This is a genomic window from Kribbella sp. NPDC050241 (assembly GCF_044459685.1).
Lineage (GTDB): Bacteria > Actinomycetota > Actinomycetes > Propionibacteriales > Kribbellaceae > Kribbella.
The window spans coordinates 413211-433017 of the sequence record NZ_JBITJE010000003.1; the positions used below are offsets into that span (position 1 = coordinate 413211).

A 19807-nucleotide genomic window follows, 5' to 3' on the forward strand; every position below is an offset into this window, starting at 1 on the left:
AATCTTTTTCGCCTCACATCCCACCTCCCATCGAATCTCGCAAAAGATTAGCGAGCCCAACCAGCTCAGGGAAGAGGCAGCTGCAAATCTTTTTCAGCGGACCGACGAACGGGTAGTAGTGATCGGGCCAGGCGACCTCCACGCCTGCGGCTATCGCCCAAGCACTCAGGTGGACGACTACTACCCGTTCCTCGGTACACCGAGGCGTTGCGTCAGGGCACTCCGCACGGTGGCCAGAACCCACTCCGGATCACCGATCACCTGCTGATAGGTGAACCTGAGGACAAGCCATCCGTCGGCGATCAACTCGTCGTACCGCCGGCAGTCGTCGGCGAAGTCCGTGGCCGACCCGTGAAATTCATAGCCCTCGGCCTCTAGTGCGACACGAGCCTGCCTGTGCCCCAGGTCCACCCGCGCGCGGAAGCACCCGGTGTCGATCAGTACCTGCGGCTCGAACCCCTCGACGCCCGCCACGAGCAGCAGACTTCGCAGCATCGACTCGAGGAAGCTCTGCGACAGCCCGGTGGCGGCCGCCGCGACGCTGACGGCATTCGGCCGCCCTTGACCTCGCAGAGCCAGCAGGGCTGCCTCCAGCTCGTCACGACTGAGCCGACCGGTCGCGAGCGCAGCGTCAGCAACAGCCAAGGCTTCGCCGAACGGAAGAATCCGGACACAGTCGGAGACTGTGCGCAGGAGTGAGGTGCGTCGGTGGTGCCGGTCAGCCGCTGGAAGAGCCGCCCAGTGCAGAACGGCGGGCGGACCCGATCGTGCGTTGCGGTTCAGGGGCAGGGTGATGTGCGGCTTCTGTGGGGTCACGAGCAGCGGCAACCGCCAAGCCGCCGCTGCGCTGGTGTGCGACAGGACTCCGTCGTACGCGATGGCCGTCGAGAGATCCCCGGCGAGCTCCGGGAGTCCGTAGATCCCGCGCGTCAACCGCTCCACGTCTCCGTGACGCACCGCGCGTGCCAGTGCACGCCGGGACGTCATTCTCACCAGCTCGGCAAAAGTTCCCCAGCCGCCCGACCGGGCCAGCACTTCGACGACGGACTCCACCCCGAAATCCTGCCGACTTAAGCGGATTCCCGGCGGCCGTCATCCACAGGGGTACCGACGGACGGGTAGTAGTCACCCGCGGACCTGTGGATCACGGTGGGCGGCCGGTCGCCGCGCCCGGGTTTCCGCTACTACTACCCGTTCTTCGGCACGGATCAGAGGGTGCAGTTCACCAGGACTGGTTCGTTGGTGAGGGTGATGGCGAAGGCTTGGTGGACCTGGTTGCGGACGTGGGCGGCCAGGGAGAGGAGTTCCTTGGCGGTGGCGTTGCCGCGGTTGGTGAGGGCGAGGGGGTGTTTGGTGGAGACGGCGGCGGAGCCGATCGTGAAGCCCTTGGAGACGCCGGCGTGTTCGATCAGCCAGGCGGCGCTGGTCTTGACGCGGCCGTCGGGCTGGGGCCACTGCGGCGCACCCGCGGGTACGTCGGCCGGCGTGTCCAGGATCGGGTTGGTGAAGAACGACCCGGCGCTCCACGTGTCGTGGTCGTCCGGGTCCAGCACCATGCCCTTGCTGCGCCGCAACCCCAGCACGGCTTCCCGTACGTCGGTCATCGGCGCCCGCGACCCAGGCTCGACATCCAGTACCCGGGCCAGTTCGGCGTACCCGACCGGCGCGGACAGGTCGCCGAGCGGCAACTGGAAGGTGACCTCGAGTACGACGTACCGCGACGGGTCGGCCTTGAAGCGCGAGTTCCGGTAGCTGAACCCACAGTCGGCGGCGAACATCGTGCGAACCGCGTTGTCGACCCGGTCCCAGACGCGGACCGACGCGATCGTCTCGGCCACCTCGTGACCGTAGGCGCCGACGTTCTGCACCGGCGTCGACCCGGTCAGCCCGGGGATGCCGGACATCGACTCGAGTCCGCTCCACTCCTCGGCGATCGCGCGCTGGACGACGACATCCCAGTCCTCACCGGCGGCGATGTGAACCATTGCCCCGGAGCACATGTCAGCGTCCACGCGGATGCCACGCGTCGCGATCTTGACCACCGTGCCGCGGAAGCCGTCGTCGCCGATCACCACGTTGCTGCCGCCCGACAGCAGCAGCACCGGCTCCCCGGCGGCGTCCGCGTCGCGGACCGCGGTGATCAGGTCGTCCTCGGTGCTGACCTCGACGAGCTTGTCGGCCAACCCTCCGATCCGCAGGGTGGTGAAGTCGGCCAGACGTACATGCGTAGTCACGAGACGCGCACAACCGCCCTGGCCCGGCCTAGCACCTTCTCCTCGCCGGCGATCGCGGTGATGTCGAACTCGGCCAGCCCGTCGGCGACCTTGTCGGCCCTCGCCGAAAACGTCACGCTCGCACCCTTGTCGTCATCCGGTACGACGACCGGCTTGGTGAACCGTACGCCGTACTCCACAAGGTCAGCCGGGTCGTCCAGCCAGTCGGTGACGACGCGGACCGCGGTCGCCATCGTGAGCATGCCGTGCGCGATCACGCCGGGCAGGCCGAGCGCGGTGGCCATCCGGTCACTCCAGTGGATCGGGTTGAAGTCACCACTGGCACCGGCGTACCTGACCAGGTCGTCACGTCGAAGCGTCACGGTCAACGGGGGCAGCTCGAGGCCCGGTGAAGCGGTCTTCACGCGCCCGCCCGGTTGTGCGAGATCGTGGAGGTCGAGGTGGCGATCGGTTCGCCGTCGACGGTGGTCAGGGCGGTCTCGTACATGATCACCTCGACGTCACCGGCCTTGCGCACGGTGGTGATGGTCGCGGTCGCGGCGATGTCGTCGCCGGCCTTGATCGGGCGGGTGTAGCTGAACTTCTGCGCGCCGTGCACGATCCGGTCCAGCCGCAGTCCGAGCTCCTCGTCGCTCAGCAACTGCTCCAGCGCCCGGCTGCCCAGCATGAACGCGAAGGTCGGCGGCGCGACCGCATCGGCACCCCGGTACGCCGGATTGGGGTCGCCGATCGCGTCGGCGAACTCGCGGATCTTCTCCCGGCCCACCTGGTAGGACTCGGCGGCCGCATAGCTCCGGCCGACCATCGTGGCGTCGATCGTCATATCGCAAGAGCCTACTGGCAGACTGCGAGAGCGTGCCTGCCAGTCCCATGCCGTAGCGAGCAGGTACTCGGTGCGGTGCATCGGCGTGCTGGAGTGAAGGCCTCGATGTGGTTCCATCGTGGCCTTTGCTCCAGTGCGGCGAGGTGCCGTGCCGAGTGCCGCGCAGTAGGCATGGGACTGGCAGGTACGCTCTTCCTCCGAGTGCCGCCACCCACTCACTGTGAGCCTGACTGGGGAAGGTTGATCGTGACGGCAGTGGCGGCGCTGGCCAGGTACGCGCCTCGGTACAAACTGGAGATCGGTGAGCCGACAGGCTCCGAGTGGCTTCGGGTCGATCGGATTCTGGAGCCGGACGGCCCCGAGCTCACCGAGCTCCTCAAGCGCGACAACGACGCCAGCGGTCACCGCAGCGCCCCTGCCAACGCGCTCAGCTTGATGTCCTTCTACGCCGGCCGCGCCCCCGCGACCGCGCTCCTGCTGTGGGCCCTCGAGGGACATGTCCTGGACATCCGCCCGCACAACCTCTGGGTCCGCCCGCATGACGGCCACGGCCTCGCCGCCGTCGCCGTGCGGTCGGCCGACTACCTCCCGGGCGGCCTGGAGACCCTGTACGACGTAGTCCTCCGCCAGCACCTCTTACCTCTGTCCGCCGAACTGCACCGGCGCACCCGGGCCGGTCTCCGGCAGCTCCACGGTGGGGTGGCGGCCGGTTGCGCGATGGGGTTCTGCGCCGCCACTCGCGAGGAGGAGACAGTCGAACCGACGTACCTGCTGGAGCGTTGGCAGAGGTTCGTCGCCAAGGCGCCGGGCGGCCTGGCCCGGCTGGGCGAGGTCGAGACAGCGGCCGGCAAGCTCGTCTACCTGCGGAACACCTGCTGTCTCTACTACACCAGCGAGGTCGGCACCGGCACGCTCTGCGGCTCGTGCTGCCTGACTCCGCGCGACGAGCGCCTGACCGCCTACGAGGGCGGCCGCCCGATCCTCACGGTCTGAGTCCAACGAAAGGGCCGGTCCAGGCACAGGGAAAACGGCACAGCGAAAGGGCCGCTTCGATGTCCGAAGCGGCCCTCGCGAAGAAAGCTGAGGTCAGCGGGTCTCGCGGTGGTCCGTGTGGTCGTTGCAGCGCGCGCAGTACTTCTTCATCTCCAGACGATCCGGGTTGTTGCGCCGGTTCTTCTTGGTGATGTAGTTGCGCTCCTTGCAGACCGTGCACGCCAGCGTGATCTTCGGGCGGATGTCGGTTGACTTGGCCACTGCTGCCTCTTCTGATCAGGAGCACGCAGCTTCCGCGCACTCTCGTAGTACTGGTCGGTGGGTAGCGGGGGCGGGAGTCGAACCCGCGACACCACGATTATGAGCCGTGTGCTCTAACCACCTGAGCTACCCCGCCGGGTGAGTTCGCCACCCCACCCGGCGGACCGGGTGAGATGCCGTGCTCAGAGCCCCTTTACGGAATCGAACCGTAGACCTTCTCCTTACCATGGAGACGCTCTGCCGACTGAGCTAAAGGGGCGGGCCGAGGAGAGAGATTACACGGTCCGCCGTCCCGATGTGAAATCGAGCCGGGCGCACCTTGCGGTCCCCTCTGTCCGACCCGGAAAGCATACCGGTTCCTCACACCTGCTCTGACCAAATTTCCGCCTAGACGGACCCGGCAGCGGACTCGAGCGCCGCGTCGTCGGCCGAGAAGTCGTCCGAGCCGTCCGGCGGCGGGTTGTCCAGGTGCCAGCGGACCGAGGTTCGCAGCGTTCCGGCCGGGTCCGTCGGCTCCCAGCCGAGCATGGTGTGCGCCTTCCACGAATCCATCAACAGGTGCTGGCTCAACGTCCCGGTGAGCTCCAGATCCGCCGGCAGCAGGTCGTCGCGGACCTTCACCAACTCGACGTCCTGGGCATCGACCGCTTCCAGGATCTGCTCGGCCAGCAGTCCGTACGGCGCTGTCGTCGGCTCCACGATGTTGAAGGCCTCACCGCGCTGATCTCCCGCCAGGGCCAAGGAGACCGCCGCGGCGACGTCACCGACGTACACACGGCTGAAGAGGAACTGCCCCGACCCGATCGGGATCCGCCGGCGACCGGCTCGGACCCGGCGCAGGACGAACTCGAACCGCCGCTGATAGTCGTGCTCCCCGTAGACGGCACCCAGCCGCAGCACGGTGGCGCCGCGCGGCAGGTACTTCTCTTCCATCTCGAGGTTCTCGTACTGCGGTCCGTCGACGAAGCGTCGCGTCCTCAGCGGCGACCACTCACTCAAGGGCACCGCGTCGGTGTTCTGGCCCGAGTGCAGGGCGTCGTACGCGCGGTAGACGTCGCAACTCGAGATCGCCACCAGCCTCACCGACTCCCCGACCGCGCCCAGCGCCGCGTCGGCCGCCGCCGCATTCATCCCGGACACGTCGACCAGTGCCTCGGGGTCGAACGGCTTCAGCGCCGCCGCCAGCGCCGCACCGTCGTGTCGGTCCACGTGCGCGTGCTCAGCTTCGGGCAGCCCGGTGGGCTCATGCTCCCCGCGATGCACCACCAGAAGCGTGTGTCCGTCCGCAGCCAACTGCTCCGTGACTGCCCGTCCGATGAATCGGGTACCACCCAAGATCGCGATCCGCATGCCATCAGTCCTACCCGCCGATCCGGGCCCGCGCAGCCTCCTTTTGCGATCAGCAGACACCTGCGCAATCGCGCCTTATACCGGTCCAGAAGGGCTGCTCAGCGCCATTTCGCGCGTGATCCGCGTCACGGTGAAAACTCTTCACTTCCGCCGGGTTCGCACGCCTGAGCGCACACGAGGCGGAGAGAGCCGATCACAGCGCGTCGCGACAATTCCGTGATCTCGTCGCGCTCAGCGTTTGAGGCTGTTGAGAGGCGCTCGTTATGGTCGATGGGCCGTCACCCCCTCAGGCGGCACACCCTCCCCTGGAAGGCCCCCGTGTCTCACCACCATGACGTGCCGGAAGCAGAGCGGCCGGCACTACGACGCCTGGCCACTGCGCGCCGGGTGGCCAAGCATCGCTTGTCCCGTCGGAACATCGGCCGCCGCGGCCAACTGATCGGCCTGACCGCCGCTCTCGCCGCCGCAGCCGGAACGACCGCGGTCGGCGTCTCGTCGTCCGCGACCGGGCCCGCCCCGACCAGCACCGGCCTGAGCCCCTCACAGGCCGACGCTCTCACCGCGGCCCGGATCGATCGGCGCGACCTCGGCTCGCGCGATTCGTCCCGCATCGACCTGTCGCTGGCCGCCACCCGCAAGGCGGCGGCCGACAAGGCCGCGAAGCAGCGGGCCGCTCGGCTGGCCACGAACGCGACCCTGACCGAACGGCGGGCGTTGGCGCTGGCCTCCGCGAAGGCCGTCGCCGCGCGCAAGGCCGCTGCCAAGGCCAAGGCCCTCGCCGCGGCGAAGGCTGCCGCCCTCGCCAAGGCCAAGGCGGCCGCCGCGAAGGCCAAGGCCGCCCCGAAGATCGTCCTACCGACCACCGGCTACCACCTGACCGCGCGCTTCGACCAGGCCGGCGGCCGCTGGGCCCACAACCACACCGGCCTGGACTTCGCCGCCCCGATGGGTACGCCGGTCCGCTCGGTGATGGCCGGCGAGGTCATCCAGGCCGACTACGAAGGCGCGTACGGCCGCCAGGTGAAGGTCCGGCACGCCGACGGCACGGTCACGTCGTACAGCCACATGTCGGAGTTCGACGTCTCGGTCGGCGACTCCGTGTCGGCCGGCAGCAAGGTCGGCGCCATCGGCATGACCGGCAACACCACCGGCCCGCACGTCCACTTCGAGGTCCTGCCCGGTGGCGGTTCCCCGATCGACCCGGAGCCGTGGCTCCGGGAGCACGGCGTCAACCCGTAGTTCCGAGGAACCTCACCACCGTGCTCACGAAGCCCTCGGCATCGTCGAGCCACGGATGGTGGGCCACTCCCGGCAGAACCACGAACTGAGCCTGCGGGAAGACTCCGGCGAACGCCTCGGCGGCGACGGTGTCCGTGCCCCAGTCGAGAGCCCCGGCCAGCACCAAGGCCGGGGCTTCGACCTTTGCCAGCGCGGCCCGCGTCGCGGGCGGGTCGAAGGCGTCGGGTGAGTTGAACTGCCGGAGCGCGTCAAAGTTGGCGAGGCTGTCCTCGAACGCCTGGTGGGCCTGGGTTTCGGCGTCCCAGCGCGCGTACGACATCGGGTTGAGGGCGGCCCAGTCCGCGCCCTCACCGGTCTGGAGCGCCTCGAACGCCGCCGACACCTCGGCGTACCACGGTTCGTCCTTGCGTGACTCGAGGACCAGACGCCGCCGGTCCGCGGTCATGTCGATCCCGACCGATCGCGTGCCCGGAGTGGCGAACACCAGCTTCTCGATCCGCTCCGGGTACTCCGCGGCGTACCGGGTCACCAGACTCGCACCCGCCGAGTGCCCGAGAAGCGTCATCCGCTCCAAGCCCAAGTGCTCCCGCAGCGCCTCCAGGTCCGGCACTTGCCGATCACACCGCCAGTTCTCCGGCTCGCCCGGCCCACCGGACTCCCCAGTGCCTCGCAGGTCGAGCATCACCAGCTGCCGGTACGCCGACAGCCCGCCGAGATCTCCGAGGTAGGTACTCGGCAGCATCCCGCCGGGCACACACACCACCGGCTCACCCTCCCCCACGAGCCGATAGGCCAACTGGACTCCGTCGGGTGCAACGCAGGTGGCCATCAGAGCATCTTCGCCATGTCGAGCGCGGCGATGTAGGTGCCTTCGATGAGGAACTCCTTGGGGTGGGTGCCTTCGACCACGTAGCCGTGACGTTCGTAGAGGCGACGGGCGATGGCGTTGGTGCTGTGGACGTGCAGGGTGATCTTGCGGGCACCGCGGAGGCGTCCTTCGGCGGCGGCTGCTTCGAGCAGGGCAGATGCGACGCCACGGCTGCGGGCGGTCTGGGCGACGGCGAGGCCGTTCACAGCAAGGACACCGGCGCCCTCCGGAAATGGGTACTTGTCCTGCAATCGCAGATAGCCGACGACCTGTCCGTCGTACTCGGCGACCAGATGCGCCTCCGGACCGCTTCGCTCGAAGAAGCTCTCGCGGACGGCTTCCTGGTACGACGGGAAGCCGGACGACGCGTCCCACGAGGTGCGGTCGATCTCGAGCAGGACAGTGTCGTCGGACTCGACGGCGCGGCGGACAGTCACTTCAGGTTCGGGCAGGCGTTCGTCACTCACCGGACCATCCTCACCCGCCGACGAGGTCAGCCACCGGCAGGGTGACGGCGACAGTCAGTCCGCAACGATCTGCGGGCACACCTCGTCCTCGACGACCAGCACCCGCATACCGTCCATTGAACCGGGCCGGACGTATCGAAAACGTATGCCGAAACGCAGACGCTGCGGCAACATCGGCCGAGTTGGACTGGTGGCCATGCTGACCGATCAACTCGTTGCCATCCGCAAACGCGGACGCCGGCTGTCAGCCCTGGCCGGACTCGCGGTCGTTGCCGCGGTCATCAGTCTCACCACGTCGTCCTGTACGGCGGTGTCCGCCCAGGACGACCCGCCACCGTCGGCGGCCGGTGCATCGTCGTCGAAGAGCGGTCCGCCCGGCGCCGCGGACGGCGTACTGCCGGACCACACCTCGGCCTTCGATACCAGTCTGCCCGGCGTCGCGAACCTCGACCCGGCCCTGCGGAAGGCGGTCCAGCAGGCCGAGCAGGCGATGAAGGAGAAGGGCATCACGATGCAGGTGACCACGGGCTGGCGGAGCAAGAAGTACCAGCAAGAGCTGCTGGACAAGGCGATCCGCAAGTACGGCAGCAAGAAGAAGGCTCTGGAGTTCGTCGCCGAACCGGACGAGTCCCACCATGTCACCGGCCACGCGGTCGACATCGGCCCGACCGACGCGGACGGCTGGCTGATCCGCAAGGGTGCACAGTTCGGTCTGTGCCAGACGTTGTCGAACGAGATGTGGCACTTCGAGCTCGTCACGAAGCCTGGCGGCACCTGCCCGCCGATGACGGACCCGACGAACTAGCGGGTCTCCGCCGGCGGGTCCGGGAGGATGGCGAGGGGGCGCTGCCGCCAGTGCACGTCGTGCCAGCCGCCGAGCTTCCAGCCGATCCGCCGATAGGTACCGATCTCCTCGAAGCCCATGGCCTTGTGCAGTCCGACGCTGGCGTCGTTCGGCAGCGTCATCCCGGCAACCGCCGTCCGGAATCCACGCTCCGTCAGCCGCTCGAACAACGCTTCGTAGAGCGCTCGGCCGCCACCCGTCCGGCGCCGGCCGAGCTCGAGATAGACGCTCACCTCGCAGGACCAGCGGTACGCCGCGCGCGGCTTCATCGGACCGGCGTACGCGTACCCGATCACGTCGCCTTCCTCCTCGAGCACCAGCCAGGCATGGGTCGCCTGTGCCCTCGCGATCCGGTCGGCCATCTCCGCCGCCGTCGGCGGTTCGGTCTCGAAGGTGATGGCGGTGCCGGTGACGTACGGCGTGTAGATCGCCGCACAGGCAGGGCCGTCGAGCGCGGAGGCGTCTCTGATCTTTGGCATGTCACGATAGTAGCCATAACTGCCGCTATAGTGGCAAGCGTGATTGACGAACTCTCCGCTTCGCTCGCCGCGACCGTGCAGGCTGCCCGCGTCGCGCAGGACCTGTCCGTGAACGCGCTGGCCGATCGATCCGGGGTGTCCCGCGCGATGATCGGCAAGATCGAGCGCGGCGAGGCCCAGCCGACCGCGGTCCTGCTCGGCCGGCTGTCCGGCGCCCTCGGTATGACGCTGTCCGAGCTGGTCGCGCGCGCCGAGAACACCGATGACCTGCTCCGGCGCGCTGCCGACCAACCGGTGTGGACGGATCCGATGACCGGGTACCGCCGCCGCGCGGTGTCACCGATCACCGACGGACCACTCGAGCTGGTGGAGGTCGAGCTGCCGCCCGGCGCCTCGGTCTCTTATCCGGCCGACGCCTACATCTTCAAGTACCAGCAACTCTGGATCCTCGACGGCCGCCTCCGCTTCCACGAAGGCCCGGTGATCCACGATCTGCAGACCGGCGACTGCCTCCAGCTCGGGCCGCCGATGCCGACCAAGTTCCACAACCCGGCGACGGATCCCTGCCGCTATCTGGTCGCACTGGTCAAGGGCCGCTCCTGATCCGCGCGTACGCCGAACCACCGGGCCAGCGCCGTACGCAGGCCCTCCTGCTCCGCGACACCGTCGTGGTCTGCAGCCCAGGCGACGTACCCGTCCGGCCTGATCAGCAAGGCAATCGGCGACTCACCGCGACCGGTGACGACCTCGATCCGATCCGTGCTCACCGTCGCAGCGAAGGACGCACCCTCGGTGAGATCGAGCAACAGCGGACGACCGGTCCGGGTCAGCTCGGCAAGGCGCGTGCCATCCACCTGCAGATCCGGCGCCCACCGGCCGGCCAACGGATGCGGGCCGTCGTGGTAGCGGATGTCCGCGCCGGTGATCAGGTCCGCGATCCGCTGCACGTTCCGCGGCTCGGACAACAGCTCACCGAACAGCTCTCGCAACGCCGTCACTTCGTTGCCCGGAGCAATCAGCGCGGACTGTGCCTGCGTTTGCATGACCACCCGCTGGCCGACCGGCCGACGTTCCGACTCGTAGGTGTCGAGCAGTCCGTCAGGCGCCCAGCCCTGCAGCTCGGCGGCGAGCTTCCAGCCCAGGTTGATCGCGTCCTGCAGACCGAGGTTCAGCCCAGGTCCGCCGATCGCCGAGTGCACATGGGCGGCGTCCCCGACCAGCAGCACGCGGCCCTCGCGGAACCTGTCGGCGAGCCGGCTGTTCCCACCGGTGACCCGACGCAGCAAGCGCGGACCGTCACCCTCCGGCGAGGTCAAGGGCAGGTGTACGCCGAGCACCCGGTCGACGCTCTCCTGCAACTCCTCGAACGTCATCTCACCGTCCGGGGCGTCGTCCCACTCGCCGGTGCTGATCGCGGGCAGCCGGTCGGCGAACGGCGCGTACACGAACAGTCCGCGCTCGTTGCGGTGATGCATGAACGGCGCGATCACGCCGTACCCGGGGATCGTCAGTACGCCGTTTGCCGGATTGACGTACTCCGACGGCACGAAGGCGTTCGCCGTACGGGAGACCATGGAGTCGTTGGTGACGCCGGGGAAGTCGATGCCGGCGAGCTTGCGGGTGAGGCTGTGGCCGCCGTCGGCGCCGACGAGGTAGCGGGCGCGCAGTTCGTAGCTGCCGTCCGGGCCGTCGACCGTGACCGTGACCGCGTCCGGGCCCTGGCTCAGACCGGTGAGCTCGTGGCCGCGGCGGATCTCGGCGCCGAGTTCCAGGGCGCGCTCCTGCAGGACTTCCTCGATCCGGCGCTGCGGGACCGGCAACAGGTAAACGGGGTTGTCGTCGAGCTGGCTGAGGTGCAGCGGCATCGCGGCGAACACGAAGCCCGGCTGCGGTTCCGGCGGGCCGGGCCGACCGCTGAGGCGCTCGTACAGGCCACGACGGTCGAGCATCCGGACGACCTGGCCGACCAGACCGTTGGCCCGCGGCACTTCACTGCGTTCGGGCAGACGCTCCAGCACGATCGGCCGGATTCCCGCCAGCCGCAGTTCGGAGGCGAGCATGAGGCCGTTCGGTCCGGCCCCGGCGATAACGACATCGGCATCCATGACAGGTGTCCTTCCAAGCAAAGTTGGCGTGACTGACCGCCCCGGCGGCGCCGGGGGGTCTTCTTGAGGTGTGGGTTCTAGTGCTGTTCGGGTTCGGGGAGACCTGCGCTGACCAGGTCGAGGGCCTCCGACAGCAGATCGGCCATCGACCGCGGCGGATCGGCACTCAGCCATTCGGCGATGGCCGCCGCCCGGGCTGAACCGACGACCTCGGCGACCAGGCGCGGATACAAGCCGTGCGTCCCGGTCCGATCCGCGACCGCGTCCGCGAACTCCGCACCCGCCGCGGCGTACGCCCGCGCCATCTCACCCTGCAACGACGGCTCGGTCACCATCAGCCGGATCCCGGCCAGCCACCGCTCGTCCGGTGGCTGCTCGCCGCCGTGACCCGTCTCGCCGAGCGCGAACTCCGACCCGATCGACTCCCGGATCGCGGTCCACAGCGGCTCGTCGGCCGGCCGGGCGCGCAGCTCGGCGGCGATCCGCAGGCTACGGTCGACCTCCCGGGCGGCGACCGCCTCGGCCTTGCTGGAGAAGTAGTTCCGGAACGTCCGCAGCGAGACCCCGGCCTCGGCCGCGATGTCCTCGATCTTCACGTTGGCCAGGCCCCGCTCGACCGTGAGCCGCACGGCCGCCCAGCTCAACGCGATCCGCGTCTCCTGCTTCTTCCGCTCCCGCAACCCTTCGGCCATGTCCTCGACGGTAGCAAAGTTTGCCGAAAGTGCAAAGATGCCTTTAAGGCAAATTTCTGGAGGTGTTGTCCAGAGGCGGACCCGCCGTGGTTGGGTTGAGCCCATGGCCGTGTCCCCGGTGGTCTGGGTGCTGACCCTGCTCGGCATCATCGCTCTGTTGTTGTTCGACTACTTCTTCCACGTCCGGTCGGCGCATGTGCCGACGCTGCGGGAGGCCGCGATCTGGTCCACCGTGTACGTCGGCATCGCCGTACTGTTCGGCCTCGGGACGTTCGTCTTCGGCGGTACGGCGATGGGCTCGGAGTACTTCGCCGGGTACATCACCGAGAAGGCGCTGTCGGTCGACAACCTGTTCGTGTTCCTGATCATCATGACCAGCTTCCGGGTACCGCGGGAGAACCAGCAGAAGGTGCTGCTGGTCGGGATCGTGGTCTCGCTGATCGCCCGCGCCGGGTTCATCTTCGTCGGGTCGGCGCTGCTGAACACGTTCGCCTGGGTGTTCTACCTGTTCGGGATCGCACTGCTGGTGACCGCCGGCAACATGCTCAAACCGGAGACCGAGGAGTCGCACTCGGCCCAGAACATCGTGGTCCGGCTGAGCCGGAAACTGTTCCGCACCAGCGAGGAGTACGACGGCGACCGGCTGACCACCATGGTCGACGGGCGCCGGATGATGACGCCGATGCTGCTGGTGATGCTGGCGATCGGCGGCACCGACTTGATGTTCGCGCTGGACTCGATCCCGGCCATCTTCGGCCTGACCCAGAACGTGTTCGTGGTGTTCACCGCGACCGCGTTCAGCCTGCTCGGCCTCCGGCAGTTGTACTTCCTGCTGGACGGGCTGCTGGACCGGCTGATCTACCTGTCCTTCGGGCTGGCCGCGATCCTCGCGTTCATCGGCGCCAAGCTGATCCTGCACGCGCTGCACGAGAACAACCTGCCGTTCGTGAACGGCGGCGACCACGTCGAGGTCGTCGAGATCAGCACCGGCCTGTCCCTGGTCGTCATCCTGGTCGTCCTGCTGATCACGATCTTCGCGTCCTTGTTCAGCACCCGCGGCCGGACCCAGACCGCGATGGCCCACATCCGCCGCGACGCGACCGCCTATCTGGACGCGGAGTACACCGAGGACCCCGCCGAACGAGAGCGGATCTTCCAGCGGCTGCTCAGGGCCCGCGACCACATCACCGCTCTGGGCCCGCAGGCCAAGCAGCAGGTCCGCAACGAGACCGAACTGATGGCCCTGTGCCGCGAGGTGGCCGACGCCCATGCCGCCGCCCACCCCGACCACAAGATCCGCCCTAGCCTTTGACGGCTCCGGAGGCCAGGCCGGTGACGTAGAAGCGCTGGAGGGCGACGTACAGGACGACGCAGGGGATCATGGCGATGACGGAGCCCGCGACGAGGGAGCCGAAGTTGACTTCGCCGTACGCGCCGGCCTGGACGTTCACCAGTGCGACCGGCAGCGTGTAGAGCTCGTCCTTGGTGAGGAACGTCAGCGCGCCGAGGAACTCCGTCCACGCGGCCAGGAACGCATACAGCGCGACCGTCGCGGCTCCTGGTGTGATCAGCGGGCGGAGGACGGAGCCGATCATGCGGAGGGTGCCGCAGCCGTCGACGTGGGCCGAGTCCTCCAGCTCGACCGGCACCGAGGCGAACGAGTTGCGCATCACGAAGACGCCGAACGGCAGGTTGACCGTGGTGTAGAACAGCACCAGCCCGAGCAGGCTGTCGGTCAGCCGCAGGACGTTCATCTCCAGGTACAGCGGAGTCAGGATCGCCTGGAACGGGATCATCATCGACACCACGACGAGCGCGAACAACAGCGGCCCAGTGCGGAAGCGGAACCGCGCGAACCCGTACCCGGCCAAGGTCGCCAGTACGGCGGTCAGCACTGCCGTACTCAAGGCGACGATCAGACTGTTCCCGACGGACCGGATCAGATTGCCCGGTCCTTCGATCAGGGTCCGGAAGTTGTCCCAGGTCAAGTGGAAGAACGTCGACGCATCCGGCGCCGCGACGATCACATCGTTCGGCTGGACCGACCGGAAAAGGGCCCACAGCAACGGTACGGCGAAGACCAGGAAGGCACCGCCACCGCCGACGACGTACAGGGTGTTCTTGAGTCGCATCGTCAGTCCTTCTCCCGGAGCAGCCAGAACTGGGCCGCGGTGACGAGTCCGACCACGATCACCAGCACGATCGACAGCGCGGTCGCGGCACCGAGCTGTAGCTGGACGAAGGCGCGGTTGTAGATGTACTGGACGACAGTGGTGGTGTCCGTACCTGGCCCGCCGCGGGTCAGGATGTAGAACTGCGTGAACGCGAGCAGCGAGCCGACCACCGAGATGATCACGCACATCGCGATCGTCCGGCGCAGCACGGGAATGGTGATCTCGCGCTCCTGCTGCCACCAGGTCGCGCCGTCGAGTTCAGAGGACTCGTAGAACTCGCGCGGGATCGCCTGCATGCCGGCCATCAGCAGCATCATGGTCAGGCCGCTGACACCCCAGATCACCAGCACGCAGATCAGTCCGGTCGCGAGCGGCCCGTCCACCAGCCAGGCCGTCGTACCGTCGGTGATGCCGAGCTTGCGGAGCACGATGTTGATCGCGCCGCTGTCCGGCTGAGCCTCCAGCACAGTGACGAAGCTCAACGTCGAGAGGCCGACGACGAACGGCAGGAAGAAGACCGTCCGCAACAACGTCGCGCCGCGGCGCTTACGTCGTACCAGGACCGCGAGCGCGTACCCGAGCACGAGTATCGGCCCGGTCACGATGACTGTGTACAGCAGGGTGTAGAGGACCGACTTGGCGAACGCCGCATCGGACGCGATCGCGGTGTAGTTCTTCAGCCCACTGAACTTCACCGTCCCGATCAGCGGCCAGTTGGTCAGCGAGATCACCACGGCGAAGGCCAGCGGCACCAGCACGAAGACCCCGACGAACAGCACTGCGGGCGTCACCAGGAGCAAGCCGGTCCGAGCTGGATGGGTGAGTGAACCGCGCCCGGCCCGTCGTCCGGCCGAGGCCGCCTTGCGTGAGCTCGAGTCGAGCCGGTGCGTACGCCGGGTTCCAACGTCCGTACTCATGCTTGTCCCTGGGAGAGAATCCGGTCGTAGTTCTGCTGTGCTTCCTTCATGGCGGCCTCCAGCTCGCCGTCGAACACGGCCCGGCGGAACATCTGCAGCCATGGACCGTCCGGCTGGTTGTAGAGCAGGTTGTAGGACAGCGTGGTCGGCGCGTAGCCCTCCGAGATGCGCTCCAGCGGCAGCGTCGCGAGCGGGTACTTCTTCGCGAACTCCGTCGTTCTCGCATCCGACCGGACCGGCGTGTAACCGCCCGCCGGCAGGTCGATCTGTTGCGGCAGGTCCAGAGCGAACCGGACGAACTCCCAGGCCCCGGACGCGTTCTTCGCGCCGCGCGGGATGCACATGTTGTCGCCACCGTCGAAGAACGCCGAGCCACCGTCCGGTCCGGACAGCAACCGGGGCGCGACCTTCTGGTGGAACTTGTCGTCCGACGCGGACACGACCACGCTGTAGTTCGACGGGAAGATGCCGACCTTGCCGGCCCGGAAGTCGCTGCCCCAGCGGGACGCGTCATCGGAGAAGTTCGCTCGCGGCACCAGTCCGTCGACCCATAGCTGCCGGTGCAGCTCGAGCATCCGCTGGACCACGTCGTTGCCGACGATGTTGCCGGACTGCTCGCCGATCGTGCCTTTGATCAGATCGGTGTCCGCCGCCCAGATCATCGGCTGTACGACGAACCCGAGCGCCCCCGGACTGTTCGCCGGGAAGCTCCAGGCGTAGATGTCGTCGCCCAGCTTGCGCAGCTTGCGGGCCGCGTCCAGCAGATTGTCGAAGGACTTGATCGCCTCGTCCGGGTCGACCTCCGCGCGGTCGCACAGCTCGGTGTTGAACCAGAACATCGAGTTGTCGGCCAGGTACGGGACTCCGAACACCCGGTCGCCCTTGGTCGCGAGCCGGAGGTGGCCCGGGCTGAGCTTGTCCCGGAAGTCCAGCGCCTGCAGGGGTTCGGTCAGGTCGGTGAACGCATCGCGGTAGATGAACAGCATCGAGTTGATGTCGTCGATGTCGACCAGGTCCGGCACGCCCCGGCCGCGGATCGCGGTGGCCAGCTTGGTCACGTACTGCGCGTCCAGCACCGGCGTCAGCTCGACGGTGAGTCGTTGCTGGGACGCGTTGAACTTCTTCACCAGGTCGGTCAGGCCAGTCTGCGTCGCCGCCCGGCACCACACCTGCACGGTGCCGGTGGCTTCCTGCCCGAACCCGGCCGCTTGCACGTCGGGTTCGGGCAGGACAGAACTGCAGCCCGGCACGGCGCCTGCCGCGGCTGTCGCCGCCGTCAGACCGAGGAACTTCCGCCGGGTGAACATGATCAAGCCCTGGGCATCCAGACGCGCATGGCACCGATCTCACGGTTGGCCCACGCGTAGTACGGAACTGCGACCACGTCGACCTCGTCGGCGACGCCGTCCGCGCTGTCGGTCGCGAACGGCCAGACCGCGTCGCGATGACCGGCGCCGGCTCGCCCGCGCGTCCTCAGCACGGTGACACCATCGAGCAACTGATCGTCGTGGCTCGCGGCAACTGAGGCCCCGGGCAACAGATGGAGATCGTCGACATCGGCCTGCTGGTCGGTCTGCTCGACCGCGTAGACGAGCGGTCCGCGCTCCAGCGCACTGCAGCCGCGCACCGCGTCGACGCGCGGGTCTGCACCGACGACGCGGGTTGCCATCGGCAACTTCAGCTCGATCACTTCACCAGCAACCGCATCCACGCGTGCATAGCCGGCGGCATCCACCGGCTTGCCGTTGACGGTCGCTCCCTCCGCCCACGCTGGGATCCGCAGTTCCACCGCGATCGGACCACTGGCCGTGATGCCGACCGCGCCGTCCCACGGGTACGCCGTGTCGACGGTCAGCGTGACATCGCCGGCGGTGAGCGTGCCGGCGGCGTACTGGTGGATCTGGATCGCGCCGTCGCTGGTGCTCGCGAGATAGCCGTCGAGGCTGGCCAGCGTGCGCATGATGTTCGGCGGGCAGCACGCGCAGTCGAACCACCCACGCCGGCCGTGCGCCGGGCTGCGGCCGTTGTCCGCGTGCGCCCCGCCGCGCAACTGCAGTGCGTTGACATAGAAGTACTCGGTCCCGGCGAGCGACACCCCGGCCAGGAATCCGTTGTAGAGCATCCGCTCGATCGCGTCCGCGTACGACGCCTCACCGGTGGCAAGCAGCATCCGCCACGCCCACTGGATCCCACCGATCGCCGCACAGGTCTCGGCGTACGCGCGGTCCGAGGGCAGCTCGTACTCGTCGCCGAACGCCTCACCCTCCCAGCGCGCGCCCAGCCCGCCGGTGACGTAGGTCTTCGTCGACCACATGTGCGCGAACTGCCGCTTGAGCGACTCGAGCAACTCGGTGTCGCCGGTCTCGACCGCGACATCGGTCGCGCCGGCGGCGAGGTAGACCGCGCGAACCGAGTGGCCTTCGACGGTGGTTGCCTCGCGCACCGGAACACGGTCGGAGAAGTACGCCGGCTCGTGGCCGTGGTTCTTGATGATCCCGTGGCCGCGGGCGTCGACGAACCACCGGGCGAGGTCGAGGTAGGCCGTCGTCCCCGTCTCCCGATACAGCTCGACGAGGGCCATCTCGATCACCGGGTGGCCGTCCACGTCCACGGTCTTGCCATCGCCGAACGTCGCCACCAGATGGTCGGCGAGCTTGATTGCCACGTCGAGCAGTTCACGGTCGCCGGTGCAGCGGACCTGCGCGACGGCGGCCTGGATCAGGTGACCGGCGCAGTAGTGCTCGTGGCTCCAGACCAGTTGCTGGTAGCGGCCCTCGTCGCCGTACCGGAGCTGGACGACCGAGTCGAGATAGCCGTCCTCGCGCTGGGCCGCGGCCACGATCGCGGTGAGGTCGCGCTGGCGCTGCAGCAACTCCTCGCTCGGATTGCGTCCGTACTCCCAGGCGGCGGCCTCGAGCCACTTGTAGACGTCGGAGTCGGCGAAGACCGGGCCGATCGCCTCGCCCTCGCCGATGCCGGCCGCGAGCCGGAGGTTCTGCAGGTTGCCGGCCTTCTCCAGTTGGTCCTGACCGCTGGGGATGGCGCTGTCGCCGTTGCGCTGCTGGCGCGGCGACCAGAAGCCGCCGGTGATCTTCGCGTCGGCGAGGCCGACGGGGCGCCATCGGCCGCGGGTGCCGGCGGCCGGGCTGCGGGAGCTGTGGACTGCGTCCGGGGTAGCGCTCATAGGGCGTGACTCCTGGGAGGCTGGGAGGGCTTCTCGGAAAATCCAGAATACGTTTTCCTTGATGAAGCTAGAGAGCTTCGGCAGCCTGGTCAACCCCTCGGACCTGGCGAAATCCGGTCACGCCGGGCTTCATGAGGTACTGTTTCCGGAAAGTTCGGAAAGGAGTTGCCGATGGCGTCTCGCGGTCCTTCGCTGCCCCGGATCACGGATGTGGCCGCGCTGGCCGGCGTCTCCACGAGTACGGCGTCCAAGGCGCTGAACGACACCGGTCAGCTCCGCGAGGAGACCAGACAGCGAGTACGCCGGGCCGCCGAGCAACTCGGGTTCACCCCGGACAGCCGCGGTCGCGCGCTGTCGTCCGGGCGGAGTTTCACGGTCGGGTTGATCACCACGGACAGTTCCGGCCGGTTCAGCATCCCGATCATGCTCGGCGCGGAGGACACCCTCAGCGCCGGCGAGATGGCACTGGTGCTGTGCGACACCCGGGACGACCCGCTGCGCGAGCAGCACTATCTGCGCTCGCTGGTGTCCCGCCGCGTCGACGGGATCATCGTGACCGGACGACGTACCGAGCCGCGTGCGCCGATCGACGTACCGATCCCGGTCGTGTACGCGTTCAGCCCGTCGACCGACCCGGCCGACATCTCGGTCATCGTGGACGACCACGGCGGTGCTGCGTCGACAGTGCGGCACCTGCTGTCGTTGGGCCGTCGGCGCATCGCACACATCACCGGACCGGCGACGCACCACAGCGCGCAGGTCCGCGCCGCCGCGGCGGTCGCGACCGCGGGCAGTTCGCTCGTCGGCGAACCGATGCACGGTGAGTGGAGCGAGCGGTGGGGCCGGCATGCGGTCGACGTACTGCTGCGTTCGAACCCGGAGATCGATGCCGTCTCGTGCGGCAGCGATCAGATTGCGCGCGGGGTCTGCGACCGCCTGCGCGAGCTCGGCCGCTCGGTCCCCGACGACATCGCCGTCACCGGCTACGACAACTGGTCGGTCATGGCGCTCGCCAGCCGCCCGCCGTTGACCACGGTCGACCTGGAGCTGGAAGAGCTCGGACGCCGGACCGCCAACCTGCTGCTGGACGCGATCGCGGGCTCACCGCACTCCGGCGAGATGGCGCTGCCGACACGCTTGGTCACGCGGGAGTCGACGCTCGGTACCTGAGCCGTCC

The 19807-nt window shown here is 68.3% G+C and carries 21 protein-coding genes and 2 tRNA genes; 6 read left to right on the forward strand and 17 right to left on the reverse strand.

Features of this window, described 5'->3' with window-relative positions:
• Positions 1–180 precede the first annotated feature (180 nt).
• The 4 genes from ACIBG5_RS16590 to ACIBG5_RS16605 form a co-directional block, all read right to left on the reverse strand.
• Positions 181–1053 (reverse strand): DUF559 domain-containing protein, encoded by an 873-nt coding sequence (locus ACIBG5_RS16590; RefSeq protein WP_396392370.1) that lies wholly within the window; start codon positions 1051–1053, stop codon positions 181–183.
• A 155-nt stretch (positions 1054–1208) separates the two neighbouring features.
• Positions 1209–2234 (reverse strand): UDP-N-acetylmuramate dehydrogenase, encoded by a 1026-nt coding sequence (locus tag ACIBG5_RS16595; protein WP_396392371.1) that lies wholly within the window; start codon positions 2232–2234, stop codon positions 1209–1211.
• Positions 2231–2596 carry a MaoC/PaaZ C-terminal domain-containing protein gene (locus tag ACIBG5_RS16600; protein ID WP_396392372.1) on the reverse strand — a complete coding sequence of 122 codons (366 nt, stop codon included), beginning with the start codon at positions 2594–2596 and terminating at the stop codon, positions 2231–2233. The genes ACIBG5_RS16595 and ACIBG5_RS16600 overlap by 4 nt, the downstream gene beginning before the upstream one ends.
• Before the next feature lie 38 nt (positions 2597–2634).
• The gene (locus ACIBG5_RS16605) at positions 2635–3057 is read right to left on the reverse strand and encodes a MaoC family dehydratase N-terminal domain-containing protein (protein WP_131361121.1); all 423 of its coding nucleotides are present in this window, start codon (positions 3055–3057) and stop codon (positions 2635–2637) included.
• A gap of 246 nt (positions 3058–3303) precedes the next feature.
• Here ACIBG5_RS16605 and ACIBG5_RS16610 point away from each other — a divergent pair, with 246 nt between their 5' ends.
• A complete protein-coding gene (locus ACIBG5_RS16610) occupies positions 3304–4050 on the forward strand; it encodes a hypothetical protein (protein ID WP_396392373.1) in 747 nt (248 codons plus the stop codon).
• Between the two features lie 93 nt (positions 4051–4143).
• Here the strand turns inward: ACIBG5_RS16610 and rpmG are convergent, their stop codons facing one another.
• The 4 genes from rpmG to ACIBG5_RS16630 all read right to left on the reverse strand — a co-directional run bounded on the left by rpmG (position 4144) and on the right by ACIBG5_RS16630 (position 5661).
• On the reverse strand, positions 4144–4311 hold the full coding sequence (gene rpmG / locus ACIBG5_RS16615) for a 50S ribosomal protein L33 (protein ID WP_131361122.1): 168 nt from the start codon (positions 4309–4311) through the stop codon (positions 4144–4146).
• 62 nt (positions 4312–4373) lie between these two features.
• Positions 4374–4447: transfer RNA gene (locus ACIBG5_RS16620), tRNA-Met, on the reverse strand.
• Positions 4448–4497: 50 nt separating this feature from the next.
• Positions 4498–4570: transfer RNA gene (locus ACIBG5_RS16625), tRNA-Thr, on the reverse strand.
• A gap of 128 nt (positions 4571–4698) precedes the next feature.
• A complete protein-coding gene (locus tag ACIBG5_RS16630) occupies positions 4699–5661 on the reverse strand; it encodes an NAD-dependent epimerase/dehydratase family protein (protein WP_396392374.1) in 963 nt (320 codons plus the stop codon).
• 336 nt (positions 5662–5997) lie between these two features.
• Here ACIBG5_RS16630 and ACIBG5_RS16635 point away from each other — a divergent pair, with 336 nt between their 5' ends.
• Positions 5998–6900, forward strand: a complete 903-nt coding sequence (locus ACIBG5_RS16635) for a M23 family metallopeptidase (RefSeq protein WP_396392375.1) — start codon at positions 5998–6000, stop codon at positions 6898–6900.
• On the opposite strand, the gene ACIBG5_RS16640 is transcribed toward ACIBG5_RS16635, so the two are convergent.
• A complete protein-coding gene (locus ACIBG5_RS16640) occupies positions 6890–7729 on the reverse strand; it encodes an alpha/beta fold hydrolase (protein ID WP_396392376.1) in 840 nt (279 codons plus the stop codon). The genes ACIBG5_RS16635 and ACIBG5_RS16640 overlap by 11 nt on opposite strands.
• The gene (locus ACIBG5_RS16645; protein ID WP_396392377.1) at positions 7729–8235 is read right to left on the reverse strand and encodes a GNAT family N-acetyltransferase; all 507 of its coding nucleotides are present in this window, start codon (positions 8233–8235) and stop codon (positions 7729–7731) included. Before ACIBG5_RS16645 ends, ACIBG5_RS16640 begins: the two co-directional genes overlap by 1 nt.
• A 145-nt stretch (positions 8236–8380) precedes the next feature.
• On the opposite strand from ACIBG5_RS16645, the gene ACIBG5_RS16650 reads away from it, so the two are divergent.
• Positions 8381–9040, forward strand: a complete 660-nt coding sequence (locus tag ACIBG5_RS16650; RefSeq protein ID WP_396392378.1) for a M15 family metallopeptidase — start codon at positions 8381–8383, stop codon at positions 9038–9040.
• Here the strand turns inward: ACIBG5_RS16650 and ACIBG5_RS16655 are convergent.
• Positions 9037–9558 (reverse strand): GNAT family N-acetyltransferase, encoded by a 522-nt coding sequence (locus ACIBG5_RS16655; RefSeq protein ID WP_396392379.1) that lies wholly within the window; start codon positions 9556–9558, stop codon positions 9037–9039. The two genes, ACIBG5_RS16650 and ACIBG5_RS16655, sit on opposite strands and share 4 nt — an antisense overlap.
• 39 nt (positions 9559–9597) lie before the next feature.
• On the opposite strand from ACIBG5_RS16655, the gene ACIBG5_RS16660 reads away from it, so the two are divergent.
• Positions 9598–10161: a helix-turn-helix domain-containing protein gene (locus ACIBG5_RS16660; RefSeq protein WP_396392380.1), complete on the forward strand. Its 564-nt coding sequence runs from the start codon at positions 9598–9600 to the stop codon at positions 10159–10161.
• Here the strand turns inward: ACIBG5_RS16660 and ACIBG5_RS16665 are convergent.
• Together ACIBG5_RS16665 and ACIBG5_RS16670 are read right to left on the reverse strand one after the other, a co-directional pair.
• Positions 10128–11663: an FAD-dependent monooxygenase gene (locus ACIBG5_RS16665; protein WP_396392381.1), complete on the reverse strand. Its 1536-nt coding sequence runs from the start codon at positions 11661–11663 to the stop codon at positions 10128–10130. The two genes, ACIBG5_RS16660 and ACIBG5_RS16665, sit on opposite strands and share 34 nt — an antisense overlap.
• A gap of 77 nt (positions 11664–11740) precedes the next feature.
• Positions 11741–12355 carry a TetR family transcriptional regulator gene (locus ACIBG5_RS16670; protein WP_396392382.1) on the reverse strand — a complete coding sequence of 205 codons (615 nt, stop codon included), beginning with the start codon at positions 12353–12355 and terminating at the stop codon, positions 11741–11743.
• Between the two features lie 103 nt (positions 12356–12458).
• On the opposite strand from ACIBG5_RS16670, the gene ACIBG5_RS16675 reads away from it, so the two are divergent.
• Complete coding sequence (locus ACIBG5_RS16675; protein ID WP_396392383.1) at positions 12459–13667, forward strand: TerC family protein; 1209 nt, start codon at positions 12459–12461, stop codon at positions 13665–13667.
• Here ACIBG5_RS16675 and ACIBG5_RS16680 read toward each other — a convergent pair.
• The 4 genes from ACIBG5_RS16680 to ACIBG5_RS16695 are packed head-to-tail and all read right to left on the reverse strand — an operon-like array spanning position 13657 to position 18630.
• A complete protein-coding gene (locus ACIBG5_RS16680; RefSeq protein ID WP_396392384.1) occupies positions 13657–14487 on the reverse strand; it encodes a carbohydrate ABC transporter permease in 831 nt (276 codons plus the stop codon). The two genes, ACIBG5_RS16675 and ACIBG5_RS16680, sit on opposite strands and share 11 nt — an antisense overlap.
• A gap of 2 nt (positions 14488–14489) precedes the next feature.
• The gene (locus tag ACIBG5_RS16685) at positions 14490–15446 is read right to left on the reverse strand and encodes a carbohydrate ABC transporter permease (RefSeq protein ID WP_396392385.1); all 957 of its coding nucleotides are present in this window, start codon (positions 15444–15446) and stop codon (positions 14490–14492) included.
• Positions 15443–16753, reverse strand: coding sequence for an extracellular solute-binding protein (locus ACIBG5_RS16690; protein WP_396392386.1), 1311 nt, complete (start codon positions 16751–16753; stop codon positions 15443–15445). Before ACIBG5_RS16690 ends, ACIBG5_RS16685 begins: the two co-directional genes overlap by 4 nt.
• Positions 16754–16755: 2 nt before the next feature.
• The gene (locus ACIBG5_RS16695) at positions 16756–18630 is read right to left on the reverse strand and encodes a glycoside hydrolase family 127 protein (RefSeq protein ID WP_396392387.1); all 1875 of its coding nucleotides are present in this window, start codon (positions 18628–18630) and stop codon (positions 16756–16758) included.
• 171 nt (positions 18631–18801) lie between these two features.
• Between ACIBG5_RS16695 and ACIBG5_RS16700 the strand changes: the two genes are divergently transcribed.
• A complete protein-coding gene (locus tag ACIBG5_RS16700) occupies positions 18802–19800 on the forward strand; it encodes a LacI family DNA-binding transcriptional regulator (RefSeq protein ID WP_396392388.1) in 999 nt (332 codons plus the stop codon).
• Positions 19801–19807 lie beyond the last annotated feature (7 nt).

Coding starts and splice junctions, on each gene's coding strand:
- ACIBG5_RS16605 (WP_131361121.1), bottom strand. CDS start 3,057: ATGACGATCGACGCCACGATGGTCGGCCGGAGCTATGCGGCCGCCGAG.
- ACIBG5_RS16630 (WP_396392374.1), bottom strand. CDS start 5,661: ATGCGGATCGCGATCTTGGGTGGTACCCGATTCATCGGACGGGCAGTC.
- ACIBG5_RS16640 (WP_396392376.1), bottom strand. CDS start 7,729: ATGGCCACCTGCGTTGCACCCGACGGAGTCCAGTTGGCCTATCGGCTC.
- ACIBG5_RS16650 (WP_396392378.1), top strand. CDS start 8,381: ATGCCGAAACGCAGACGCTGCGGCAACATCGGCCGAGTTGGACTGGTG.
- ACIBG5_RS16655 (WP_396392379.1), bottom strand. CDS start 9,558: ATGCCAAAGATCAGAGACGCCTCCGCGCTCGACGGCCCTGCCTGTGCG.
- ACIBG5_RS16665 (WP_396392381.1), bottom strand. CDS start 11,663: ATGGATGCCGATGTCGTTATCGCCGGGGCCGGACCGAACGGCCTCATG.
- ACIBG5_RS16670 (WP_396392382.1), bottom strand. CDS start 12,355: ATGGCCGAAGGGTTGCGGGAGCGGAAGAAGCAGGAGACGCGGATCGCG.
- ACIBG5_RS16675 (WP_396392383.1), top strand. CDS start 12,459: ATGGCCGTGTCCCCGGTGGTCTGGGTGCTGACCCTGCTCGGCATCATC.
- ACIBG5_RS16680 (WP_396392384.1), bottom strand. CDS start 14,487: ATGCGACTCAAGAACACCCTGTACGTCGTCGGCGGTGGCGGTGCCTTC.
- ACIBG5_RS16685 (WP_396392385.1), bottom strand. CDS start 15,446: ATGAGTACGGACGTTGGAACCCGGCGTACGCACCGGCTCGACTCGAGC.
- ACIBG5_RS16690 (WP_396392386.1), bottom strand. CDS start 16,753: ATGTTCACCCGGCGGAAGTTCCTCGGTCTGACGGCGGCGACAGCCGCG.
- ACIBG5_RS16695 (WP_396392387.1), bottom strand. CDS start 18,630: ATGAGCGCTACCCCGGACGCAGTCCACAGCTCCCGCAGCCCGGCCGCC.
- ACIBG5_RS16700 (WP_396392388.1), top strand. CDS start 18,802: ATGGCGTCTCGCGGTCCTTCGCTGCCCCGGATCACGGATGTGGCCGCG.